Annotated in this window: 20 protein-coding genes; 9 read left to right on the top strand and 11 right to left on the bottom strand. The window is 72.7% G+C overall.

What is annotated here, in order from left to right:
- The 3 genes from cbiQ (at position 1) to ABTY20_RS16020 (ending at position 2777) form a co-directional block, all read left to right on the top strand.
- Positions 1–762: a cobalt ECF transporter T component CbiQ gene (cbiQ, locus tag ABTY20_RS16030; protein WP_351997623.1), complete on the top strand. Its 762-nt coding sequence runs from the start codon at positions 1–3 to the stop codon at positions 760–762.
- Positions 750–1520 carry an energy-coupling factor ABC transporter ATP-binding protein gene (locus tag ABTY20_RS16025; RefSeq protein WP_351997622.1) on the top strand — a complete coding sequence of 257 codons (771 nt, stop codon included), beginning with the start codon at positions 750–752 and terminating at the stop codon, positions 1518–1520. The genes cbiQ and ABTY20_RS16025 overlap by 13 nt, the downstream gene beginning before the upstream one ends.
- A 96-nt stretch (positions 1521–1616) precedes the next feature.
- Positions 1617–2777, top strand: coding sequence for a serine hydrolase domain-containing protein (locus ABTY20_RS16020; RefSeq protein ID WP_351997639.1), 1161 nt, complete (start codon positions 1617–1619; stop codon positions 2775–2777).
- Between the two features lie 182 nt (positions 2778–2959).
- Here ABTY20_RS16020 and ABTY20_RS16015 read toward each other — a convergent pair whose 3' ends face one another.
- Positions 2960–3235 carry a DUF1876 domain-containing protein gene (locus tag ABTY20_RS16015; RefSeq protein WP_351997621.1) on the bottom strand — a complete coding sequence of 92 codons (276 nt, stop codon included), beginning with the start codon at positions 3233–3235 and terminating at the stop codon, positions 2960–2962.
- A gap of 81 nt (positions 3236–3316) precedes the next feature.
- Entirely contained in the window at positions 3317–4162 is an 846-nt protein-coding gene (locus ABTY20_RS16010) for an EamA family transporter (RefSeq protein WP_351997620.1), read from the bottom strand.
- A 93-nt stretch (positions 4163–4255) separates the two neighbouring features.
- Here ABTY20_RS16010 and ABTY20_RS16005 point away from each other — a divergent pair, with 93 nt between their 5' ends.
- The gene (locus ABTY20_RS16005) at positions 4256–4522 is read left to right on the top strand and encodes a type II toxin-antitoxin system Phd/YefM family antitoxin (RefSeq protein WP_351997619.1); all 267 of its coding nucleotides are present in this window, start codon (positions 4256–4258) and stop codon (positions 4520–4522) included.
- Positions 4515–4781, top strand: a complete 267-nt coding sequence (locus ABTY20_RS16000) for a type II toxin-antitoxin system RelE family toxin (protein WP_351997618.1) — start codon at positions 4515–4517, stop codon at positions 4779–4781. The genes ABTY20_RS16005 and ABTY20_RS16000 overlap by 8 nt, the downstream gene beginning before the upstream one ends.
- Before the next feature lie 93 nt (positions 4782–4874).
- Here the strand turns inward: ABTY20_RS16000 and ABTY20_RS15995 are convergent, their stop codons facing one another.
- A complete protein-coding gene (locus ABTY20_RS15995) occupies positions 4875–7082 on the bottom strand; it encodes an MMPL family transporter (RefSeq protein ID WP_351997617.1) in 2208 nt (735 codons plus the stop codon).
- Between the two features lie 127 nt (positions 7083–7209).
- Positions 7210–7809, bottom strand: coding sequence for a TetR/AcrR family transcriptional regulator (locus ABTY20_RS15990; protein WP_351997616.1), 600 nt, complete (start codon positions 7807–7809; stop codon positions 7210–7212).
- Between the two features lie 175 nt (positions 7810–7984).
- On the opposite strand from ABTY20_RS15990, the gene ABTY20_RS15985 reads away from it, so the two are divergent.
- Positions 7985–11248: a S41 family peptidase gene (locus ABTY20_RS15985; RefSeq protein WP_351997615.1), complete on the top strand. Its 3264-nt coding sequence runs from the start codon at positions 7985–7987 to the stop codon at positions 11246–11248.
- Positions 11249–11315: 67 nt separating this feature from the next.
- Here the strand turns inward: ABTY20_RS15985 and ABTY20_RS15980 are convergent, their stop codons facing one another.
- The 4 genes from ABTY20_RS15980 to ABTY20_RS15965 all read right to left on the bottom strand — a co-directional run bounded on the left by ABTY20_RS15980 (position 11316) and on the right by ABTY20_RS15965 (position 14911).
- On the bottom strand, positions 11316–11495 hold the full coding sequence (locus ABTY20_RS15980; protein ID WP_351997614.1) for a hypothetical protein: 180 nt from the start codon (positions 11493–11495) through the stop codon (positions 11316–11318).
- A 76-nt stretch (positions 11496–11571) separates the two neighbouring features.
- Positions 11572–12456, bottom strand: coding sequence for an SDR family oxidoreductase (locus ABTY20_RS15975; protein WP_351997613.1), 885 nt, complete (start codon positions 12454–12456; stop codon positions 11572–11574).
- A complete protein-coding gene (locus ABTY20_RS15970; RefSeq protein WP_351997612.1) occupies positions 12453–13379 on the bottom strand; it encodes an alpha/beta fold hydrolase in 927 nt (308 codons plus the stop codon). The genes ABTY20_RS15975 and ABTY20_RS15970 overlap by 4 nt, the downstream gene beginning before the upstream one ends.
- On the bottom strand, positions 13376–14911 hold the full coding sequence (locus ABTY20_RS15965) for a flavin-containing monooxygenase (protein WP_351997611.1): 1536 nt from the start codon (positions 14909–14911) through the stop codon (positions 13376–13378). The genes ABTY20_RS15970 and ABTY20_RS15965 overlap by 4 nt, the downstream gene beginning before the upstream one ends.
- 177 nt (positions 14912–15088) lie before the next feature.
- On the opposite strand from ABTY20_RS15965, the gene ABTY20_RS15960 reads away from it, so the two are divergent.
- Positions 15089–15709 (top strand): MerR family transcriptional regulator, encoded by a 621-nt coding sequence (locus ABTY20_RS15960; RefSeq protein WP_351997638.1) that lies wholly within the window; start codon positions 15089–15091, stop codon positions 15707–15709.
- 6 nt (positions 15710–15715) lie between these two features.
- Here ABTY20_RS15960 and ABTY20_RS15955 read toward each other — a convergent pair whose 3' ends face one another.
- Positions 15716–16519, bottom strand: a complete 804-nt coding sequence (locus ABTY20_RS15955; protein ID WP_351997610.1) for an exodeoxyribonuclease III — start codon at positions 16517–16519, stop codon at positions 15716–15718.
- A gap of 50 nt (positions 16520–16569) precedes the next feature.
- Between ABTY20_RS15955 and ABTY20_RS15950 the strand changes: the two genes are divergently transcribed.
- Positions 16570–17046, top strand: coding sequence for a GNAT family N-acetyltransferase (locus ABTY20_RS15950; RefSeq protein ID WP_351997609.1), 477 nt, complete (start codon positions 16570–16572; stop codon positions 17044–17046).
- A 3-nt stretch (positions 17047–17049) separates the two neighbouring features.
- Here the strand turns inward: ABTY20_RS15950 and ABTY20_RS15945 are convergent, their stop codons facing one another.
- Positions 17050–17625, bottom strand: a complete 576-nt coding sequence (locus ABTY20_RS15945) for a hypothetical protein (protein ID WP_351997608.1) — start codon at positions 17623–17625, stop codon at positions 17050–17052.
- A gap of 343 nt (positions 17626–17968) precedes the next feature.
- Here ABTY20_RS15945 and ABTY20_RS15940 point away from each other — a divergent pair, with 343 nt between their 5' ends.
- A complete protein-coding gene (locus ABTY20_RS15940; protein ID WP_351997607.1) occupies positions 17969–19246 on the top strand; it encodes a family 16 glycosylhydrolase in 1278 nt (425 codons plus the stop codon).
- Between the two features lie 279 nt (positions 19247–19525).
- Here the strand turns inward: ABTY20_RS15940 and ABTY20_RS15935 are convergent, their stop codons facing one another.
- The gene (locus tag ABTY20_RS15935; RefSeq protein WP_351997606.1) at positions 19526–19723 is read right to left on the bottom strand and encodes a hypothetical protein; all 198 of its coding nucleotides are present in this window, start codon (positions 19721–19723) and stop codon (positions 19526–19528) included.
- Positions 19724–19893 lie beyond the last annotated feature (170 nt).

Raw genomic sequence — 19893 nt, 5'->3', positions numbered from 1 at the left:
GTGGGAGCGGGTCACGCGCACCGGCTCTACCGGCACGGGCACTCCCCCGTGCACGCGCTGCCTCCGCACACCAAACTCGCCGCGGTCCTCGCCTTCGTGGTCGTGGTCGTGTCGACCCCGCGCGAGGCGGTGTGGGCGTTCGCGGCGTACGCCGGGCTGCTCGCCCTCGTCGCCTGCGCCGCCCGCGTCCCGGCCGCCTTCCTGCTCAAGCGGCTGCTGATCGAGGTCCCGTTCGTCGCCTTCGCCGTGCTGCTGCCGTTCGTGGCGGAGGGCGGGCGGACCGACGTCCTCGGACTGTCGCTGAGCGTCGACGGGCTGTGGGGCGCCTGGAACGTGCTCGCCAAGGGCACCCTGGGGGTGGCCGCCTCGGTCCTGCTCGCCTCCACCACCGAACTGCGCGAGCTGCTCCTCGGCCTCCAGCGGCTGCGGCTCCCGCCGCTGCTGGTGCAGATCGCCTCCTTCATGGTCCGCTACGGCGACGTCGTCACCGACGAGATGCGGCGCATGCGGATCGCCCGCGAGTCCCGCGGCTTCGAGGCGCGCGGCCCGCGGCACTGGGGCGTCCTCGCCAAGTCGGCGGGCGCGCTGTTCATCCGCTCCTACGAACGCGGCGAGCGCGTCCACCTGGCCATGGTGAGCCGGGGGTACGCCGGTTCCATGCCGGTGATCGACGAGGCGGCCGCGTCCCGGGCGCAGTGGTCGTACGCCCTCGCCCTGCCGTGTGCCGCCCTCGTCGTCCGTCTGCTGGGATGGATCCTGTGAACACTGCTTCCCTGGAGGTCTCCGGCCTCGCCTTCGCCTACCCCGACGGTCACCAGGCCCTGTTCGGCGTCGACTTCTCGATCGCGCGCGGCGAACGGGTCGCGCTGCTGGGCCCGAACGGCGCCGGCAAGACCACTCTCGTCCTCCACCTCAACGGCATCCTGACCGGCGGCACCGGCACGGTGCGGGTGGCCGGGCTCGAGGTCGGCAAGCGGCACATGGCCGAGGTCCGGCGCCGGGTCGGCATCGTCTTCCAGGACCCGGACGACCAGCTGTTCATGCCGACGGTCCGCGAGGACGTGGCGTTCGGCCCGGCGGCGGCCGGGCTCAGGGGGCCCGAGCTGGAGGAGCGGGTGGACCGGGCGCTGGGCCTGGTCGGCATGACGGAGTTCAAGGACCGCCCGCCGCACCACCTCTCCTTCGGCCAGCGGCGCCGGGTGGCCGTGGCGACCGTCCTCGCGATGGAGCCGGAGATCCTGGTCCTGGACGAGCCGTCCTCCAACCTGGACCCGGCGTCCCGCCGCGAACTCGCCGACATCCTGCGCTCCCTGGACGTCACCGTCCTGATGGTCACGCACGACCTGCCGTACGCGCTGGAGCTGTGCCCGCGCTCGCTGGTCCTCAGCGACGGCGTGATCGCGGCGGACGGCGCCACGGCGGACCTGCTCGCCGACGACGGGCTGATGCGCGCCCACCGGCTGGAGCTGCCGTACGGCTTCGACCCGCGCTCGGTGCCGGCCGCTCCGGGACGTTCGTAACGGTCGCGCCGGGGCGTCTGCGCCCAGGAATCACAGGCGGACCGACACTGTTGCACCCACTGTCACAGGCGAGTGGAAGGACCCAGGGACGTGGACGTGGACGTGCACGGCACGGTGGCCGGGGGTTTCGAGCCGGTCCGGGAGGCGTTCGCGCGGAACTTCGAGGCGCTCGGGGAGCGGGGGGCGGCCGTCGCCGTGTACCGGGACGGGCGCAGGGTCGTCGACCTGTGGGCCGGGGTGAAGGACGTCGACGGCACCGGACCCTGGCGGCGGGAGACCGCGCAGGTGGTGCGCTCGGCGACCAAGGGCGTCGCCGCCGCCGCGCTCCTGCTGCTGCACCAGCGCGGCGAGCTGGACCTGGACGCGCCGGTCGGCCACTACTGGCCGGAGTTCAAGGCGCACGGCAAGGAGGGACTGCTGGTCCGGCACGTGCTGAACCACCGCGCCGGACTCCCGGTCCTGGACCGTCCGCTCACCCCCGACGAGGCCGCCGACCCCGTGCGGGCCGCCGAGGCGGTCGCCGCGCAGGCCCCGGTGTGGGAGCCGGGCACCGACCACGGCTATCACGCGCTGACCTACGGCTGGCTGGTCGACGAGCTGGTGCGCCGCGTGACCGGCAGGGGCTGCGGCGCGTGGATCGCGTCGGAGATCGCCGCCCCGCTGGACCTGGGACTGTGGGTGGGGCTGCCGGACGCGCAGGCCCACCGCGTGGGGACGGTCGGCCGGATCGAGGGCCCCGAGCCGTCCGGGACGCTCCGCGCCCGCCCCAAGCGCTCGGTCACCGACGCCTACGCCGACCCGTCCTCCCTGACCCGCCGCGCCTTCGCGGCGGTCACCCCCTTCCCGGACCAGAACGACCCGGTGTTCCGCGCCGCGGCCCTGCCCGCCGCCAACGGGATCGCGACGGCGGACGGGCTGGCCCGCTTCTACGCGTCACTGATCGGCCCGGTCGACGGCGTACGGCTCCTGGAGCCGGCCGGCGTGGAACTCGCCCGCGCCGAGGAGTCGGCGGGCCCCGACCGGGTGCTGGTCGTGGGCACCCGCTTCGGGCTCGGCTACATGCTGCACGGCGGCGCCTCCCCCTTCCTGGCCCCGGGCTCCTTCGGTCACCCCGGCCGCGGCGGCTCCCTCGGCTTCGCCGACCCGGAGTCGGGCATCGCCTTCGGCTACGTCACCAACGGCTTCCGCAGGACGGTGACGGCGGACCCCAGGGCCCAGGCACTGGTCCGGGCGGTACGGCGGGCCCTGACCGCCTAGGGCCTCTCGTTTGGATCATGTCGGCGTCGCGGGGCTTGGCACGCGCATCTGCCGCGTTGTCGTCAGTTGCCAACGCTCCGCGTTGGCGCCCTCCTCCGCCTTGCATCTGCACGCACCAAACCCCGCTCGGGTCGGCCACGACGCACCGTCGGTCGCGGCCGACCTGATCCAAACGAGAGGCCCTAGACGTGGATCGGGTGCGAGATGCGGCCCGAGGCGTCGTCGATCTCGCCGTGCGCCTTGGTCAGCATCTGCATGGCGAGTTCGTTCAACGCGCGTGCGCCGGCGATCTCCTCGCCGACCCGTGGCTGATTGGAGTCCGTGTGGTGCCGGTTCGCGTGACCGTTGGCCCGTACCTCGGACCCGTCCGGCAGCCGGACCATCGCGGCCGCGCGCGTCTGCCGGTCGTCCTCCTCGAACTCCAGCTCCACGTGCCATCCCACTGCGGTGTGCATCATGAGGATCACCTCCGGAATACCTAGTTCCAGGGTGCTCCTCGCACCGCCCCCACGCACCCGCCCGTGCCGCGGCGGAACGTGCTACCCCGCCCGCAGCATCAGCCCGATCCCGAGGACCAGCAGCCCGGCCGCGGCGATCCGCGGGGCGCCGAGCCGCTCCTTGAAGAACAGCGCCCCGATGGCGGCGCCGACGATGATCGACGACTCCCGCAACGCCGCGACGGGGGCGAGCGGCGCGCGGGTCTGGGCCCACAGCACGAGCGCGTACGCGGTGACGGACAGGGCGGCGCCCAGCAGGCCGAGACCGGCGTGCGCCCGCAGCCGGGCGCCCGTCTCCCGCCGCCAGCGCCAGAGGGCGTACGCCGGGATCACCGTGCCCTGGACCGCCATCAGCCAGGCGACGTAGCCGAACGACGACCCCGAGGCGCGTACGCCGAGTCCGTCGACGACCGTGTAGACCGCGATGGTCAGACCGGTCGCCAGGGCCGCCCCGATCGCCGCCCGGTCGGGCCGGCGCCCGCGCAGTCCCCACAGGGCGACGCCGGTCAGGCCCGCGCAGGACAGGGCGATCCCGGCGGCCGTCCGGCCGTCGGGCATCTCGTGCGCGAAGACGGCGGCCAGCACCGTGACGACCAGGGGGGCGCTGCCCCGGGCGATCGGGTACGCCTGGCCGAACTCGCCCAGCCGGAAGGACTTCATCAGCAGCGCGTAGTACGCCATGTGCACCGCGGCCGAGCAGAGCAGGTACGGCCACGCCCCGGCCGCCGGGAACGGCACGAACGGCACCGCCGCCAGCCCGATCAGCAGTCCGCCGCCGGAGATCAGCGTGAATCCGACGAGCTTGTCGGTGATCCGGTGCGCGATGGCGTTCCAACTGGCGTGGGTGACCGCGGCGAGCAGGACGGCCGCGGTGACCAGGGGGGTCACGGGGTGCGCTCGCGCATGTCGCCCTGGGGCGCCCGGGAGTGCCGACGACGGTGATCCGCTGTGTACACATGGAACACCGTGTGCCTTTGGTGCATGACGCAGATGCCCATCGAGTCCATCCGTGACGTGCGCGCCCACCTGGCCGAGGTGGTCGAGCGGGTCGACCGTGACGACACGCCCACGGTCATCACCCGGCGTGGCAGGCAGGTGGCCGCGGTCGTGTCGATGGAGGTCCTCCGCAGGTACCAGGAATGGGAGGAGCGCGAGATCAACCGGATCGTCGACGAGCGCATGGCGAATCCGGCGGCCGGCATCCCGGTCGAGGACGTCATGAGGGAAACGCTGGAGCGCGGTGAGTGACACGTACCGCACCGTCTTCCGGCCGGAGGCTCAGGCGGAGCTGCGCACGATCCCGCGGGACATGGCGCTCCGGATCCTGGTCGAACTGACGGAACCGGAGACCGACCCGCTCGGCTTCGACACCACGGCGCTCGTCTCCCGGCCCGACCGGCGTCGGCTCCGTGTCGGCGACTACCGCGTCATCTGCACGGTCGACGACGGGGAGTCGGTGGTCTGGGTCGTTCACGTCGGACATCGCTCCACGGTATACGGCACCTGACACGGAGTCCCGGAACCCGTACAGAGGGAAGCCGGTGAGGGCGCCCCGTCCCCACGGAGCCCTCACCGGCCGGTCCTGCGTTCGTCCGGGCCGTCAGGCCCGTACGAACTCCCGGTCCTCGTCCTTCCGGTCGTCGTCCGTGCGCAGGCCCTCGCCCTCGACGTCCACGTTGGGCAGGATCCGGTCCAGCCACTTCGGCAGCCACCAGGCCTTGTCGCCGAGCAGGGCCAGCACCGCCGGGACGATCGCCATGCGGACGACGAACGCGTCGAAGAGGACGGCGACCGCGAGGCCGAAGCCGATCATCTTGACCATCTGCTCGCTGGAGCCGATGAAGCCGGAGAACACCGCCATCATGATCACCGCCGCGGCGGTCACCACCCGGGCGCTGTACTTGAAGCCGGTCACCACGGCCTGTCCCGGCTTCTCGCCGTGGACGTAGGCCTCCCGCATCCGGGTCACGAGGAACACCTCGTAGTCCATGGCCAGGCCGAAGACCACACCGACCATGAAGATCGGCATCATCGACATGATCGGGCCGGTCTCCTCGACGCCCATCAGGCCGGACAGCCAGCCCCACTGGTAGACGGCGACGACCGCGCCGAGGGCCGCGAGGACCGACAGCAGGAAGCCGAGGGCGGCCTTCAGCGGGACCAGGACCGAGCGGAAGACGACGATCAGCAGCAGGAACGCCAGACCGACCACCAGGACCAGGTACGGCACCAGCGCGTCGTTCAACTTCTGCGAGACGTCGATGTTCATCGCCGTGGCGCCGGTGACCAGGACGTCGGCGCCGGTGTCGGCCTTGATGTCCGCGCCGGTGCCACGGATGTCGTGCACCAGGTCCTCGGTGGTCACCGAGGAGGGCTTGGAGTCGGGGACGACGGTGATCGTCGCGGTGTCGCCGGCCTTGTTGGGGGCCGCCGGGGCGACGTTCACGACGTTGTCGAGGCCCTTGATGTCGTCGCCGGCCTGCTGGAAGACGGCGTCCGGGTCGTCGCTGCCCTTGGCGTCGACCACGACCACGAGCGGGCCGTTGAAGCCGGGGCCGAAGCCCTCGGAGAGCAGGTCGTAGGCGCGGCGCTGGGTGGTGGAGGTCGGCTGCGAGCCGTCGTCGGGCAGGCCCAGTTCGAGCGAGGCGGCCGGGACGGCCGCGGCACCCAGGCCGACCACGCCGAGCAGCAGCACGGCCAGCGGACGGCGTACGACGAAGCTGGCCCAGCGGGTGCCCATGTTCGGGCGCTGCGGCTTCTTCGCGGCGCGGCCCCCGCCGAGCAGCTTGCTCTTCTCGCCGGCGGGGCGGACCCGGCGGCCCGCGTAGCCGAGCAGGGCGGGGATCAGGGTGAGGGCGATCAGGACCGCGATGGCGACCGTGCCGGCGGCGGCGACGCCCATCTTCGTCAGCATCGGGATGTTGACGACGGACAGGCCGACCAGGGCGATCACGACGGTGAGGCCGGCGAAGACCACGGCGGAGCCCGCGGTGCCGACGGCCCGGCCGGCCGCCTCCTCGCGCCCGCGTCCCTCGGCCAGTTCGGCCCGGTAGCGGGAGACGACGAACAGCGCGTAGTCGATGCCGACCGCGAGGCCGATCATCGAGGCCAGGATGGAGGTGGTGGAGCCGAGGTCCAGGGTGCTGGCCAGGGCGGTGATGCCGGCCACTCCGATGCCGACGCCGATGATCGCGGTGAGCAGCGGCAGCCCGGCCGCGAGCAGCGAGCCGAAGGTGATGACGAGGACGACCGCGGCGACGCCGATGCCGATGATCTCGGCGGAGCCGGTGTGCGGGACGGCCTGGAGGGCGTCACCGCCGATCTCCACGGTCAGCCCGGAGTCGCGGGCGTCCTCGGCGGCGCCCTCCAGGGCGTCGCGGGAGGAGTCCTCCAGCTCCATGCCGGAGACCTTGTAGCTCACCGAGGCGTAGGCGACGGTGCCGTCCTGGCTGACGCCGCCGCCCCGGTACGGGTCGGTGACGCGGGCGACCTCGGAGCCGTCGGAGAGCTCGTCGACGGCCTTCCGGACGGTCGCCTTGTGGTCGGCGTCGGTCATCTTCTCGCCGGCCGGTGCCTTGAAGACGACGCGGGCGGTCGCCCCGTCGGCACTGGAGCCGGGGAAGCGTTCCTCCAGCAGGTCGAAGGCCTTCTGGGCCTCGGTGCCGGGTATGGAGAAGGACGAGTTGCCGGCCGCCGGGGCGCCGGCAGCGCCGACGCCCGCGAGCGCCAGCAGCGCCACCCAGATGAGGGCTGCGAGGTGCCGTCGCCTGAAGGCGAGCCGGCCGAGTCGATAGAGGAAAGTGGCCACGAGGGCGTACTCCCGGTCAGGTCGTGGTTGCTTCGGGGCAGGTGTGATCAGCCCGACGACGTGAGCGGTGACGTCAGGTGGTGTCCGACGTGTGGTGTCCGACGTGTGGTGTCTGACCCGGGGACGGTCAGTGAGTGGTCACGCCGAGGGCGGGGAGCACCACGGCGTCGATGTACGAGGTGAGGAATTCCCGCGTGGGCGGCAGATCGTCGATCAGCGTCCGGGTGGCGAACGCGCCGACGAGCATGTGCACCATGTAGTCCAGCGCCGGGTTGTCGGGGCGGATCTCGCCCCGGTCGACCGCGCGCCGGATCATCCGCCGGAACTCCTCCATCTCCGGTTCGACCAGGAGTTCCTTGAAGGCCTGGCGGAGATCGTCGTTCATGTGCACGGCCATGGCGAGCGCGCGCATCAGGGCGGCGTTCTGCTCCATGACGCAGTCGTCCTCACGGCCGACGATGGCGTGCAGGTCACCCCGCAGGGTCCCGGTGTCGATGCCGGCGATGCCGCCCGGCTTCTGGCTGCGCATCGCTCTCACCACCAGCTCGGCCTTGCCGCCCCACTGGCGGTAGAGGGTGGCCTTGCTGGACCGGGTGCGGGCGGCCACGGCGTCCATGGTGACGGCGTCGTAGCCGACCTCGCGGAGCAGGTCGAGCACGGCCCCGTACAGCTCGGCCTCGCGCTCGGGGGTGATCCGGCTGCGACGCGCCGTCGCGACTTCACTCATACCGCCCACCCTTCCGCTCCGGTGTCCACCCTGTCAAAGAAACGACACGGTTTCGTACAGGACGAAGGTACCTCACCTCGCCCACGAAACGAAACGGTTTCGTTCGTGATCTGCGTCAAGGTTGTCGCTTTCTTATAAGTTGCCGGGCCCAAGGCCCCGGCAAAGCATGGGAAAGGTGAGCTATCTGCGTCTGCCCCACCTCAAGGACGACCTGCTGTGCTTCGTGGCCGAGGACGACCTCTGGCTCGCCCCGCTCGACGGCCCGGGCCGCGCCTGGCGGCTCACCGTCGACCGCACCAAGCTCGGTCACCCCCGCTTCTCCCCCGACGGCCGCCACATCGCGTACACGAGCTGGCGCAGCCTCGACCCCGAGGTGCACCTGGTCCCGGTGGACGGCGGACCGGGCCGGCGCCTGACCTACTGGGGCAGCTCGGACACCCGGGTCTGCGGCTGGGCGCCTCCCGACGGGGACGGCCACGCCGAGATCCTCGCCGTCGCCTCGCACGGCGAGCCCTTCTCGTACTTCACCTGGGCCTACAAGCTCGCCTGCGACGGCAGCCCGGGCCGCAAACTCCCCTGGGGCCCGGTCTCCGACATCCAGGTCGCCGACGTCGAGGGCGAGCGCAGGTCGCTGCTGCTCACCGGGACCCCGCCGCACGAACCGGCCTCCTGGAAGCGCTACCGGGGCGGTGCCACGGGCCGGCTGTGGCTGCACGGGCACCGGCTGCTCGACGGGCTCGACGGCCATCTGCACTCCCCGATGTTCGTCGGCGGCCGGATCGCCTTCCTCTCCGACCACGAGGGCGTCGGCAACCTGTACTCGTGCGCGTACGACGGCTCCGACCTGCGCCGCCACACCGACCACGACGCCTTCTACGCCCGGCACGCCGCCAGCGACGGCACCCGGGTCGTCTACCAGTGCGCCGGCGACCTGTGGCTGGTGGACGACCTGTCCCCGGCTTCCGTCCCGCGCCGGCTCGACGTGACGCCGAACGGCCCGCGGGCCGGGCGGCGCCCCTACCAGGTGCCCGCCGCCCGCCACCTCGACGGCCTCTCGGTCGACGAGACCGGGCGCGCGAGCGCCGTCGTCGTCCGCGGCAGCCTGTACTGGCTCACCCACCGCGACGGCCCCGCCCGCACCCTCGCCGACACCCCGGGGGTACGGGTCCGGCTGCCGGAGATGCTCGGCGCGGGCGGCCAGGTGGCGTACGTGACGGACGCCGAGGGCGAGGACGCCGTCGAGATCGCCTCCCTGCCCCGCGCCACCGGCCAGCGCGCGTCCCGGCGGCTGGCCGCCGGGAAACTGGGCCGGGTCCTGGAGATGGTGGCCGACCCGGACGGGCAGCGGCTGGCCGTCGCCGCGCACGACGGGCGGCTGCTGCTGGTCGACACCGACGAGGCGACGGACGGGACGCAGGGGGAGGTCTCCGAGCTGATCCACTCCGGCAACGGGCCGGTGCGCGACCTGGCCTTCTCCCCCGACGGGGCGTGGCTGGCCTGGTCCCATCCCGTGATCGGGAGGTCGCTGCGGCAGATCAAGCTCGCCCGGATCAAGGACCGGCTGGTCCTCGACCTCACCAACGGCCGCTTCGAGGACGAGAACCCGGTCTTCACCCGCGACGGCCGCTACCTCGCCTTCCTGTCCTGGCGCGGCTTCGACCCGGTGTACGACGTGCACACCGGCGACCTGTCGTTCCCGCTGGGCTGCCGCCCGTACCTGGTGCCGCTGTCGTCGGCGACCCCCTCCCCGTTCGCCCTGAGCCCCGAGGGCCGCCCGGCCGCCGGGGGCCTGGACCCGGCGGAGCGCGAGGACGCCGAGGAGGGCGGCGAGGGCGGCACGGTGACCGTGGAGGCGGAGGGACTGGAGAGCAGGGTCACCCCCTTCCCGGTGGCCGCCTCCAAGTACTCGGGGCTGTACCCGGTCGCGGGGTGCGGCCTGGTGTGGCTGCGCTGGCCGATCTCCGGCGCGCTCGGCGAGACCTTCGTCAACCCCGACGACACCAGCGGCCGGCCCGCCCTGGAGCACTTCGACATCGTCAAGGCCAAGCGCTCCGAACTCGTCGCCGACCTGGACCACTTCGCGGTCAGCGGTGACGGCACCCGGCTGGTCGTGGTCGACGAGGGCGAGCTGCGCGCGGTGCCCGCCACCGAGCCCGGCGACAGCGACTCCACGGTGTGGATCGACGCCCGCCGCATCCTGCACGAGGCCGACCCGGCCACCGAGTGGCGCCAGGCGTACGCGGAGGCCGGGCGGTTGATCCGCGCCTACTTCTGGGAACCCGGCATGTGCGGCATCGACTGGGACGCGGTCCTGGAGCAGTACCGCCCGCTGGTCGAACGGGTCGCCTCCCCCGACGAGTTCGCCGACCTGCTGCGCGAGGTGCTCGGCGAACTCGGCACCTCCCACGCCTACGTCACCGCCGCCCGCCGCAACGAGGGCCCTCCGCACTACCAGCGCCGCCAGGGCCTGCTCGGCGCCAACCTCGTTCTCCGCGAGGAGGGCTGGACCGTCAAGCGGATCCTGCCCGGCGACTCCTCCGACTCCCGCGCCCGCTCCCCGCTGGCCGGCGCCGGAATCCGTGAGGGCGCGGTCCTCACCCATGTCGACGGCCGCCCGGTGGACCCGGTCACCGGCCCCTACCCGCTGCTCGCGGGCGCGGGCGGCACCACCGTGGAGCTGACGTTCGTCCCCGCCGGGGGCGAAGGCCCGCCCCGCCGGGTCGCCGTCGTCCCGCTGATCGACGAGACGCCCCTGCGCTACCAGGACTGGGTCGCCAAGCGCCGCGCCGTGGTACGGGAGTTGAGCGGCGGCCGCTGCGGTTACCTGCACATCCCCGACATGGGCGGCTCCGGCTGGGCCCAGTTCAACCGCGACGTGCGCATGGAGATGTCCCGGCCCGCCCTCATCGTGGACGTGCGCGGCAACGCCGGCGGCCACATCAGCGAACTCGTCGTGGAGAAACTGACCCGCACCATCATCGGCTGGGACCTCACCCGCGACGCCCAGCCCGTGTCGTACGCCTCCAACGCCCCGCGCGGTCCGGTCGTGGCGCTCGCGGACGAGGCGACCAGCTCCGACGGCGACATGATCACCGCCGCGTTCCGGCTGCTGAAGCTGGGCCCGGTGGTGGGCCAGCGCACCTGGGGCGGGGTGGTCGGCATGACCGGCCGGCACCGGCTGGGCGACGGCACGGTGATCACGGTGCCGATGAACGCGGCCTGGTTCGACGCGTACGGCTGGTCCGTGGAGAACAAGGGCGTCACCCCCGACCTGGAGGCGCTGCGCACCCCGCTGGACTGGGCCGAGGGCCGGTACGCGGTGCTCGACGACGCGGTGCGGCTCGCCCTGCGGATGCTGGAGACCGATCCCCCGGCGACGCCCCCCACGTACCGCGACGTGCCCGACCGCTCCCGGCCGAAGCTGCCGCCCCGGACGTGAGAGGGGGCGCCCCTTCGCCACGGGACGCCCCTTCCCCATCAGCGCACGACGTGCTCGGCGCTCGGCGTCAGACCTCGTAGTCCTGGTCGAAACGCTCCTCGGACTCCCGCTGACGCCGCTGGTCGTCCATGCTCTCGTCCCGGCGGCGGCCGCGGTTCTGCAGCTGCTCCTTGCCCTGCTGGGCGCGCTGCTTGGCCTGCTGCTGGAACTGCTCGGACTTCTCCTGGAACTGGTCCTTCATACCCATGTGGGTTCACTCCCGTTGTGGGGTGGGGGAACTTGCCCGACCAGATTCACACGACCCGTCACCCTGCGCATGTCGATCAGTCACGCACCGTATCGCGGTGCTGCTCATCGGCGTTGCCGCCCGCTCCGACCAGTCCCGTGCGGACCCCGGTGAGCCGGTCCCCGAACCGCCGCATCTCCCGTTGCCCGACCGTCCCGATGACCGCGGGCAGGCAGCCGCGCACGCCCTGCATCCCGCGCAGCCACCACTGCCCGTACACATGGCTCGCCCGCCGCTCGACGCCGGCCACCAGCCGGTCCACGGCGGGGCCCAGCGGATAGGTCTTGTTCGACGGCCACGGCAGCCGCTGTCGCAACTCCCGCATCACGTCGTCCTGGTCGGCCCCGCGCACCATGTCGGTGTCGGTCCACGACAGGTACCCGACGCCCACCTTCACGCCCTGGTGGCCGACTTCGGCCCGCAGCGCGTGCGCGTACGCCTCCACACCGGACTTGGAGGCGCAGTACGCCGTCATCATCGGCGCCGGGGTGATCGCCGCGAGGGAGGCGATCTGGAGCAGGTAGCCGCGGCTCTCGGTGAGCAGCGGCAGGAACGCCCGTGCGGTGACCGCCGATCCGATCAGGTTCACCTCGATCACCCGCCGCCAGGACTCCGGATCGGATGCGGCGAACGGACCGCCCGTCGCCACACCGGCGTTGGCGACCACGATGTCCACCCGGCCGAACCGTTCCCGGACCTCCCCGGCGACCCGGGCCATCGCCTCGTGGTCGGTGACGTCCGCGTGCCAGTGGTCGCTGTCGCCGTGCAGCCGTGCGGAGACGTCCTTGAGCGCGTCCGGCTCCAGCCCGACCAGCGCCACCCTCACCCCGCGCGCGGAGAGCTTGCGGGCCATCAACTCCCCCACTCCGCGCGCCGCTCCGGTGACGACGGCGACCTTTCCTTCGAGACTGACCCTGCTCATGCGCTCTCCTCGACGGGTGCGGCGTGGATGTGGACGGCGGCGAGGGCCCGGATCCTCCCGGTGACCGGGCCGGGCGCCTCGACGGGCGTCATGTGGCCGATGCCGGGCAGTTCGGTGACGCCGAGGCAGTGGGGCAGCGCGGCGGCGATCGACCGGGCGTGCACGGGAGGGGTGAGCCGGTCCGCGCCGCCGACGACGATCTCGACCGGCACGTTCAACCCGGCGAGCGCGTGGTCGAGATCGAGCCCGTCGAGCACCTGCGACCAGGCGTGACGCGCCGCGCGCGGGCAGGCGTGCACGATGCGGGCGCACGCCTCGACCATCTCCGGGGTGGAGGCGGGGCCCATCGTCGCGTACCTGAGGATCCGGCGGGCGAGCGGCGTGACCGGTCCGAGCGGGGCCCGGGAGCCGAGGATCCGCCCGGTCAGCCGGGTCCGCGCCCCGCCCGCCCGGATCGGCAGCACCGTCGACTCGGCGACCAGCCGTGAACTGCCCGTGCTGCACAGCAGGACGGCGGCCGCGTGCGCGCGGAACGCGGGCCTGGCGGCGGCGGCCATCACCGTCATCCCGCCCATGGAGTGTCCGGCGACCACGGCCCGCTCCCCCGGCGCGAGGGTGGCGGCGAGGACGGCCTCGAGGTCGTCGGCGAGCACGTCGGTGCTGCACGCCGGGCTCGCGGGGGTGCGTCCGTGGCCGCGCTGGTCGTAGGCGATGACCCGGTGGTCTGCGGCCAGTTCGCGGATCTGCGCCGCCCAGAAGGCGGTCGAGCAGGTCCAGCCGTGGGCGAGGACGACCGCGGGCGCCCGGTCGGGGCCGTGCACCTCGACGTGCAGCCGGGTCCCGTCGGCGGAGCGGACGGTCGGTTCCCGGGCGGCGACGGGCGGGGCGTACGGCCCGGAGGTGACGTGACCGGGGCGGCTCACGCGGTCACCTCCGCGTTCTCCCGGGCGTCCCCGGCCGCGGCCGGGGCCTGGCGGAGCACGGCGTACTCGGCGAGGTCCACACGGCGGGTCTCGCGCCGGAACTCACTCGTCGTACCGGGCCAGATGGTGGTGTTGCGCCCGCTCTCGTCGAGGTACCAGCTGGTGCAGCCGCCGGTGTTCCACACCGTGCGCTTCATCCGCTCCTGCACCCGGTGGTTCCAGGCGCGCACCGCGCTGGGGCGGGCGTCGAGGGCGACCCGGCCGCCCAGGACGTCGAGCTGGCGGAGGTAGTCGGCCAGGTAGTTCAGCTGGGACTCGATCATCAGGATCATGGAGGAGTTCCCGAGGCCGGTGTTGGGGCCGATGATCGTCATCCAGTTGGGGAACCCGGCGGCACAGGCACCGCGCAGCGCCTGCATCCCGCCGGTCCAGCTCTCGGCGAGGGTCTTCCCCTCGGCGCCGACGACCCGCTCGGCGATGGGCATGTCGGTGACGTGGAACCCGGTCCCGAACACGATCGCGTCGACCTCGGCCTCGGTCCCGTCGGCCCCGACGAGGGTCGATCCGCGCACCTCGCTCAGACCGCTCGCGACGACGTCCACGTTGGGCCGTGCGAGCGCCGGGTAGTAGGTGCTCGACAGCAGGATCCGCTTGCAGCCGATGCGGTAGTCGGGGGTGAGCTTGGCGCGCAGGGCCGGGTCCTTGATCGCGCGGCCCATGTTGCGCTTGGCCAGCCGCTCGACGAAGCCGAGCTCGCCGGGGTGCTTGGTGAACGCCTGGACCTGCAGCTCCCTGATGCCCCACAGCAGCCCGCGGCGCAGTGTGGTGGTGAGGGGCAGCGCCCGGTGCAGGGCGCGCTCGGCGCCGCTGATGGGCCGGTCGACGCGGGGCAGCACCCAGGCGGGGGTGCGCTGGAAGAGGGTCAGCCGCGAGACGAGCGGCTGGACGGCCGGCACGATCTGGATCGCCGAGGCGCCGGTGCCGACCACGGCGACCCGCTTGCCGCGCAGGTCGTAGTCGTGGTCCCAGCGGGCGGAGTGGAACACCTCGCCGGGGAAGGTGTCGAGCCCCGGTATGTCGGGGATCCTCGGGTCGGACAGCGGCCCGGTCGCGGACACGACCACGTCCGCGCTGAGGCTGCCGCTGCTGGTCTCGATCTCCCACCGCAGCCGCTCGCCGTCCCACGTCATCCGCTTCACCTCCGAGTCGAAGCGGAGGTGCGGGCGCAGGCCGAAGGCGTCGGTGACGTGCTCGAGGTAGGCGCGGATGTGCTCCTGCCCGGAGAAGGAGCGGGGCCAGTCGGGATTGGGCGCGAAGGAGAACGAGTACAGGTGGGACGGCACGTCGCACGCGCACCCGGGGTAGCTGTTGTCGCGCCAGGTGCCGCCGACGCTGCTCGCCCGTTCCAGGACGACGAAGTCGGTGATCCCCTCGCGCCGCAGCCGTACGGCGGCCCCGAGCCCGCCGAATCCCGACCCGACCACCGCCACCCGCACGTGTTCCCGCCCCTGTCCATGCTCCTGCCCGGCCATTCCCCAGCCTCCACGCGTCGCCCAGAACCATGCCAGTGAACACTGGCGCAATGGGGAGGGTAGGGCAGCTCCGTACCGATGGGTAGGGGGCGCGCGAAGAAAGTTACCGGCGGTACGACCTAGGCTGCAGGCGTGGCAGAAGACAGCGGAGGACCCGGCGAGCGGCGCGAGTACCGCATGGACGAACTGGCCCGGCTGGCCGGCATCACGGTGCGCACGCTGCGCTTCTACCGCGAACGCAAGCTGATCCCGCCACCGCGCCGCGAGGGCCGCATCGCCTGGTACGACGACCAGCACCTGGCCCGGCTGCGCACGATCACGGCGCTGTTGGAACGCGGCCACACCCTGAACGGCATAGCGGAACTCGCCGAGGCCTTCGACCACGGCCGGGACGTCGGCGACCTCCTCGGCGTGGACACCCCCACCGAGGAGACCCCGGTCCGCCTCACCCCCGAGGAGCTCGCCGACCACTTCGCCGGCGAGGTCACCCCGGAGAACCTGGCCGCCGCCCTGGACCTCGGTTACCTCGGCGTCGACGGCGAGGAGATCGTCCACATCAGCCGCCGTCTGCTGGACGTGTCGTCGGCGCTGGTCCGCGAGGGCATCCCGCTCGCGGAGGTGCTCCGCACCGGCGCCGAGGTGCGCACCCACGCCGACACCCTGGCCGACCTCTTCGCCGGCCTGATCCTCCGCCACGCCCCGAAGGAGTCCCTCCACCGCCTGCGCCCGCTGGCCCGCAGCGTGGTGGACGCGGAACTCTCCCTGGCGCTGGACCGGCGGCTGAACAAGCGGGACTGACCGTCGTCAGCGGTCGTAGACCACCGTCACCGGCGCGTGGTCCGACCACCGCTCGGCGTGCGTGGCGGCCCGCTCGACCCGGGCCTCCACCGCCCGGGCCGCGAGCCCCGGGGTCGCCATGTGGTAGTCGATCCGCCATCCGGTGTCGTTGTCGAAGGCCCGCCCCCGGTAGGACCACCAGGAGTACGGCCCCTCCACGTCCGGATGCAGCGCCCGCACGACGTCGACGTACCCGCCGTCCGCCGGGTCGAGCACCCGGGACAGCCACTCCCGCTCCTCCGGCAGGAACCCGGAGCTCTTGGTGTTCCCCCGCCAGTTCCTCAGGTCCGCCTTCTCGTGGGCGATGTTCCAGTCCCCGCACACCACGACCTCCCGCCCGTCCGCGGCGGCCCGCTCCCGCAGCCCCTTGAGATGGACGAGGAACCGGTCCATGAACCGGACCTTCTCGTCCTGCCGCTCGGTCCCGACCTCCCCGGACGGCAGGTAGAGCGAGGCGACGGTCACCCCGGGCAGATCGACTTCCACGTACCGCCCGCTGGCGTCGAACTCGTCCGACCCGAAACCGATGCGTGTGCGCTCGGGCTCACGCCGGGAGTACAGCGACACTCCCGCACGCCCCTTGGCGGCGGCGGGAGCGTGCACGACGTGCCACCCCTCGGGCTCCCGCACCTCCTCGGGCAGCTGCTTCGCCTCCGCCCGCACCTCCTGCAGGCACAGCACATCGGCGGAGGTCCCGGCCAGCCACTCCACGAAGCCCTTCCGGGCGGCGGCCCGCAGTCCATTGACGTTGACGGAGGTCACAGTGAGCATCAGGGCACGATACGGCACTCCGTGTCCGGGCGTGTCTTACGGTATTCGGCATGGAAATCCGCCCGGTCCCCTACGACCACCCCGACGCCGTCAAGCTGGACGCCGAAGTCCAGGCCGAGTACCACGTCCGCTACGGCGACGGCGGCGACGCCACCCCCATGGACCCGGCGGACTTCCGGCCCCCGAACGGCACCTACCTGATCGCGTACGACGAGGCGGGCGTCCCCGTGGCCTCCGGCGGCTGGCGCGCGCAGGACGCCAACGACGAGGGCAACCGGGACGGCGACGCCGAGCTGAAGCGCATGTACGTGATCGAGCAGATGCGCGGCCGGGGCCTGGCCCGCCGCATCCTGGCCGCCCTGGAGGAGGACGCCCGCGCCGCCGGCCGCGTCCGCATGGTCCTGGAGACCGGCACCAAGCAGCCGGAGGCCATCGCCCTGTACACCTCCAGCGGCTACGAGCCCTGCGAGAAGTTCGGCTACTACCGCTTCCACGAGGAGAGCCGCTGCTACGCCAAGGCGCTGTAGCGGTCAGTCCGGCCCGAGCAGGAAGTACGCCGTGTCACGAGACGTGCCGTAGGGCCAACCGACCTCCACGGTGACCGGGATCCCCCGCCCGCCCGGCTCGAGGCGGAGGGGGACGCCGCGCGTGCCGTCCACGCCGAGGGGCCGGGCGAGGGCGGAGTCGCACTCCTCCCGGTTCAGCCATGTCGGGTCCTGCGCGACGGCGTCGTCCCCGGGTTCGCCCGCCCGGACCCCGAGCGTCTCGCACGCGCCGCCGAGCGACACTTCCTCGTCGGTGCCGTTCTCATAGGTGACCGTCACGCCGTACGTGCCGCCGGGCTCCCGCCGCGGAGGGCCGACCGTGACCTTCAGACCGTCCTCGTACCGGGCGGTCGCACCGGGGCCGAGCGGATCCCCCCTGTCGCCCGAGGCCCCGGCCTGCTCCAGCTGCCCGGATCCGTCCAGGCCCTTCTCGAACGCGTCCAGTTCCCGGGCACCCCGGCCGAGCAGGCCGAGGAAGAGGAGCAGCACGACCGCGCAGCCGGCGAAGCACCCCGATCCCTTCGTGGCCGGGGGAGCGTCGGAGACCGCATCCGTATCCATGCGGGCCACGGTAGGAAGCGGCCCCCCGCCCGGTCATGAGCGCGCGTACTCATACGGCGATCCGGTGGCGCCGGCGGACACCCGAGTACGCGAGGGAGCGACGGACCGCCGCCCGAGCGCTGCCGGACCGTTCCGCCTCCGCCCGCTTAAGTCGGCCTTAAACGCTCGTTAAGCGATCGGCCGTAGTCCTTATGACGTCAAATAACCCCAGCTCAGAGCCGGTTGAAGCGCAAACCGGACAGTTGGTTGCGCTGTCAACCGTCCGTAGCATCGGGGCTTCCCCACGTTCCGCCTCCCCCCACTCCCCCCACGGAACTTCCCCACAGACAAGGTGTGTTCAGTCATGGCCGCTCATCGCGCACGGCGGTGGTCGCTCGGCGGGCTCGTCCTGCTGGTCTCCACCGCGGTCGTCGCCGCCTTCGCCTTCCTCACCACAGGGCCGTCCGCCGACCGGGCCGACGCCGCCACCGCCGCGCCGACCTGGTCGGACGAGTTCGACGGCCCGGCCGGCAGCGCCCCGGACCCCGGCAAGTGGACGCTGGAGACCGGCGGCAGCGGCAACGGCAACCACGAGCTGCAGTACTACCGCGACAGCAGGGACAACGCCGCCCTCGACGGCAACGGCAACCTCGTCATCACCGCCCGCAAGAACACCGACACCGGGCTCCAGTGCTGGTACGGCCCCTGCCAGTACACCTCCGCCCGCCTCAACACCGCCAAGACCTTCACCCAGGCCTACGGTCGCTTCGAGGCGCGCATCAAGGTGCCCCGCGGTCAGGGCATGTGGCCCGCGTTCTGGATGCTCGGCGACGACCTGGGCACGGCCGGATGGCCCGGCAGCGGCGAGATCGACATCATGGAGAACGTCGGCTACGAACCCGGGATCGTGCACGGCACCGTCCACGGCCCCGGCTACTCAGGCGGCGGCGGCATCGGCGCCGCGTACACGCTCCCGGGCGGCGCGGCCTTCGCCGACGGCTTCCACGTCTTCGCGGTCGACTGGAGCCCCGAGAAGATCACCTGGTCCGTCGACGGGCAGACCTACCAGACCCGCACCCCGGCCGACCTGGGCGGCAAGAAGTGGGTCTACGACCACCCGTTCTTCCTCATCCTCAACCTCGCCGTCGGCGGCGACTGGCCCGGCAGCCCGAACGCCTCCACCGCCTTCCCCCAGACGATGACCATCGACTACGTACGCGTCTCCGCCCCCGGCGGCTCCTCCGGGAACGGCGGCGCCACCCGGACCGGCGCCGTCAAGGGCGTCGGCGGCATGTGCGCCGACGTCGCCGGCGCCTCGACCGCGGACGGGACCCCGATCCAGCTGCACGACTGCACCGGCGTCGACGCGCAGAAGTGGACCCTGGGCGGCGACGGCACCGTACGCGCCCTCGGCAAGTGCCTCGACGTACGGGGCGGCTCCACCGCGGACGGGACGCCCGTGCAGCTCCACACCTGCAACGGCACCAAGGCCCAGCAGTGGACCCACACCTCCGCCCGCGACCTGACCAACATCGGTGCGGACAAGTGCCTGGACGCCAGGGGCGGCTCCTCCGCCGACGGCACGCCCCTGCAGATCTGGACGTGCACCGGCGCCGCCCACCAGAAGTGGACGGTCGGCTGACCCGCCCCCGTCGAGACCACGCCCCCGGCCGATCCCGAGCCGGGGGCGTCCGGCATCCGGCCGACACGGGAGCGTCTGCGCGCCGGCAAAGCCCACGACGCGCCTCACCTGCGGGGGTGGCTGCGCGGCAAGCGCGTCGGACACCTGGCCCTCCTCGGGCTCGCCGCCGCCCTGTGCTGCTACGAACGCCTCGTCCGCCTCACCACGCAGGACAGGTCTTGCCGACAAGGTGATGCCGTTGCGGCGCCGGCAACCACAGGGCCGGTGCCCGGGCGCCGGTCACGGTGCCGAACGCCTCCGCTGCAGCAACCAGGTGCCCCCTGTCACTGTCCCCGTCACCGATAAGCCCACGATCAGCGACTTCCTGAACTCCTCCGCCTTGCTGCCGTCGTCCGCGACAACCACCGACAGCGCCGCGATGACGACCGTGATCACCAGCCCAATGGCCAGGTTCTTCCTCACCCGCGATTTCAGCAACTGCTCCTCCTTCTCGACGGGTGTGGTGCCGCATCGTCCTCGATGCGGCACCACACCGGGTTGTCATCCGTTCGGGTCGGTCGGTACGGTCTTGCGCCGTGTCCGTCACGGACGCCCCGTCCGACCCCCTCGGACGGGACGTCATGCTTCTCGTGGCCGGCCCGCGAGCC

The organism is Streptomyces sp. NPDC126497 (genome assembly GCF_040302425.1).
Lineage (GTDB): Bacteria > Actinomycetota > Actinomycetes > Streptomycetales > Streptomycetaceae > Streptomyces.
Note: the sequence above shows the minus strand (reverse complement) of the source record. Positions and strands in the feature narration are given on the sequence as shown.

What these genes read in the sequence shown, in the direction of transcription:
- ABTY20_RS15945 (WP_351997608.1), bottom strand. Translation starts at nt 17,625, where the DNA reads ATGGATACGGATGCGGTCTCCGACGCTCCCCCGGCCACGAAGGGATCG.
- ABTY20_RS15950 (WP_351997609.1), top strand. Translation starts at nt 16,570, where the DNA reads ATGGAAATCCGCCCGGTCCCCTACGACCACCCCGACGCCGTCAAGCTG.
- ABTY20_RS15960 (WP_351997638.1), top strand. Translation starts at nt 15,089, where the DNA reads ATGGACGAACTGGCCCGGCTGGCCGGCATCACGGTGCGCACGCTGCGC.
- ABTY20_RS16015 (WP_351997621.1), bottom strand. Translation starts at nt 3,235, where the DNA reads ATGATGCACACCGCAGTGGGATGGCACGTGGAGCTGGAGTTCGAGGAG.
- ABTY20_RS15965 (WP_351997611.1), bottom strand. Translation starts at nt 14,911, where the DNA reads ATGGCCGGGCAGGAGCATGGACAGGGGCGGGAACACGTGCGGGTGGCG.
- ABTY20_RS15975 (WP_351997613.1), bottom strand. Translation starts at nt 12,456, where the DNA reads ATGAGCAGGGTCAGTCTCGAAGGAAAGGTCGCCGTCGTCACCGGAGCG.
- ABTY20_RS15980 (WP_351997614.1), bottom strand. Translation starts at nt 11,495, where the DNA reads ATGGGTATGAAGGACCAGTTCCAGGAGAAGTCCGAGCAGTTCCAGCAG.
- ABTY20_RS15940 (WP_351997607.1), top strand. Translation starts at nt 17,969, where the DNA reads ATGGCCGCTCATCGCGCACGGCGGTGGTCGCTCGGCGGGCTCGTCCTG.
- ABTY20_RS16025 (WP_351997622.1), top strand. Translation starts at nt 750, where the DNA reads ATGGATCCTGTGAACACTGCTTCCCTGGAGGTCTCCGGCCTCGCCTTC.
- ABTY20_RS15955 (WP_351997610.1), bottom strand. Translation starts at nt 16,519, where the DNA reads ATGCTCACTGTGACCTCCGTCAACGTCAATGGACTGCGGGCCGCCGCC.
- ABTY20_RS16005 (WP_351997619.1), top strand. Translation starts at nt 4,256, where the DNA reads ATGACGCAGATGCCCATCGAGTCCATCCGTGACGTGCGCGCCCACCTG.
- ABTY20_RS15990 (WP_351997616.1), bottom strand. Translation starts at nt 7,809, where the DNA reads ATGAGTGAAGTCGCGACGGCGCGTCGCAGCCGGATCACCCCCGAGCGC.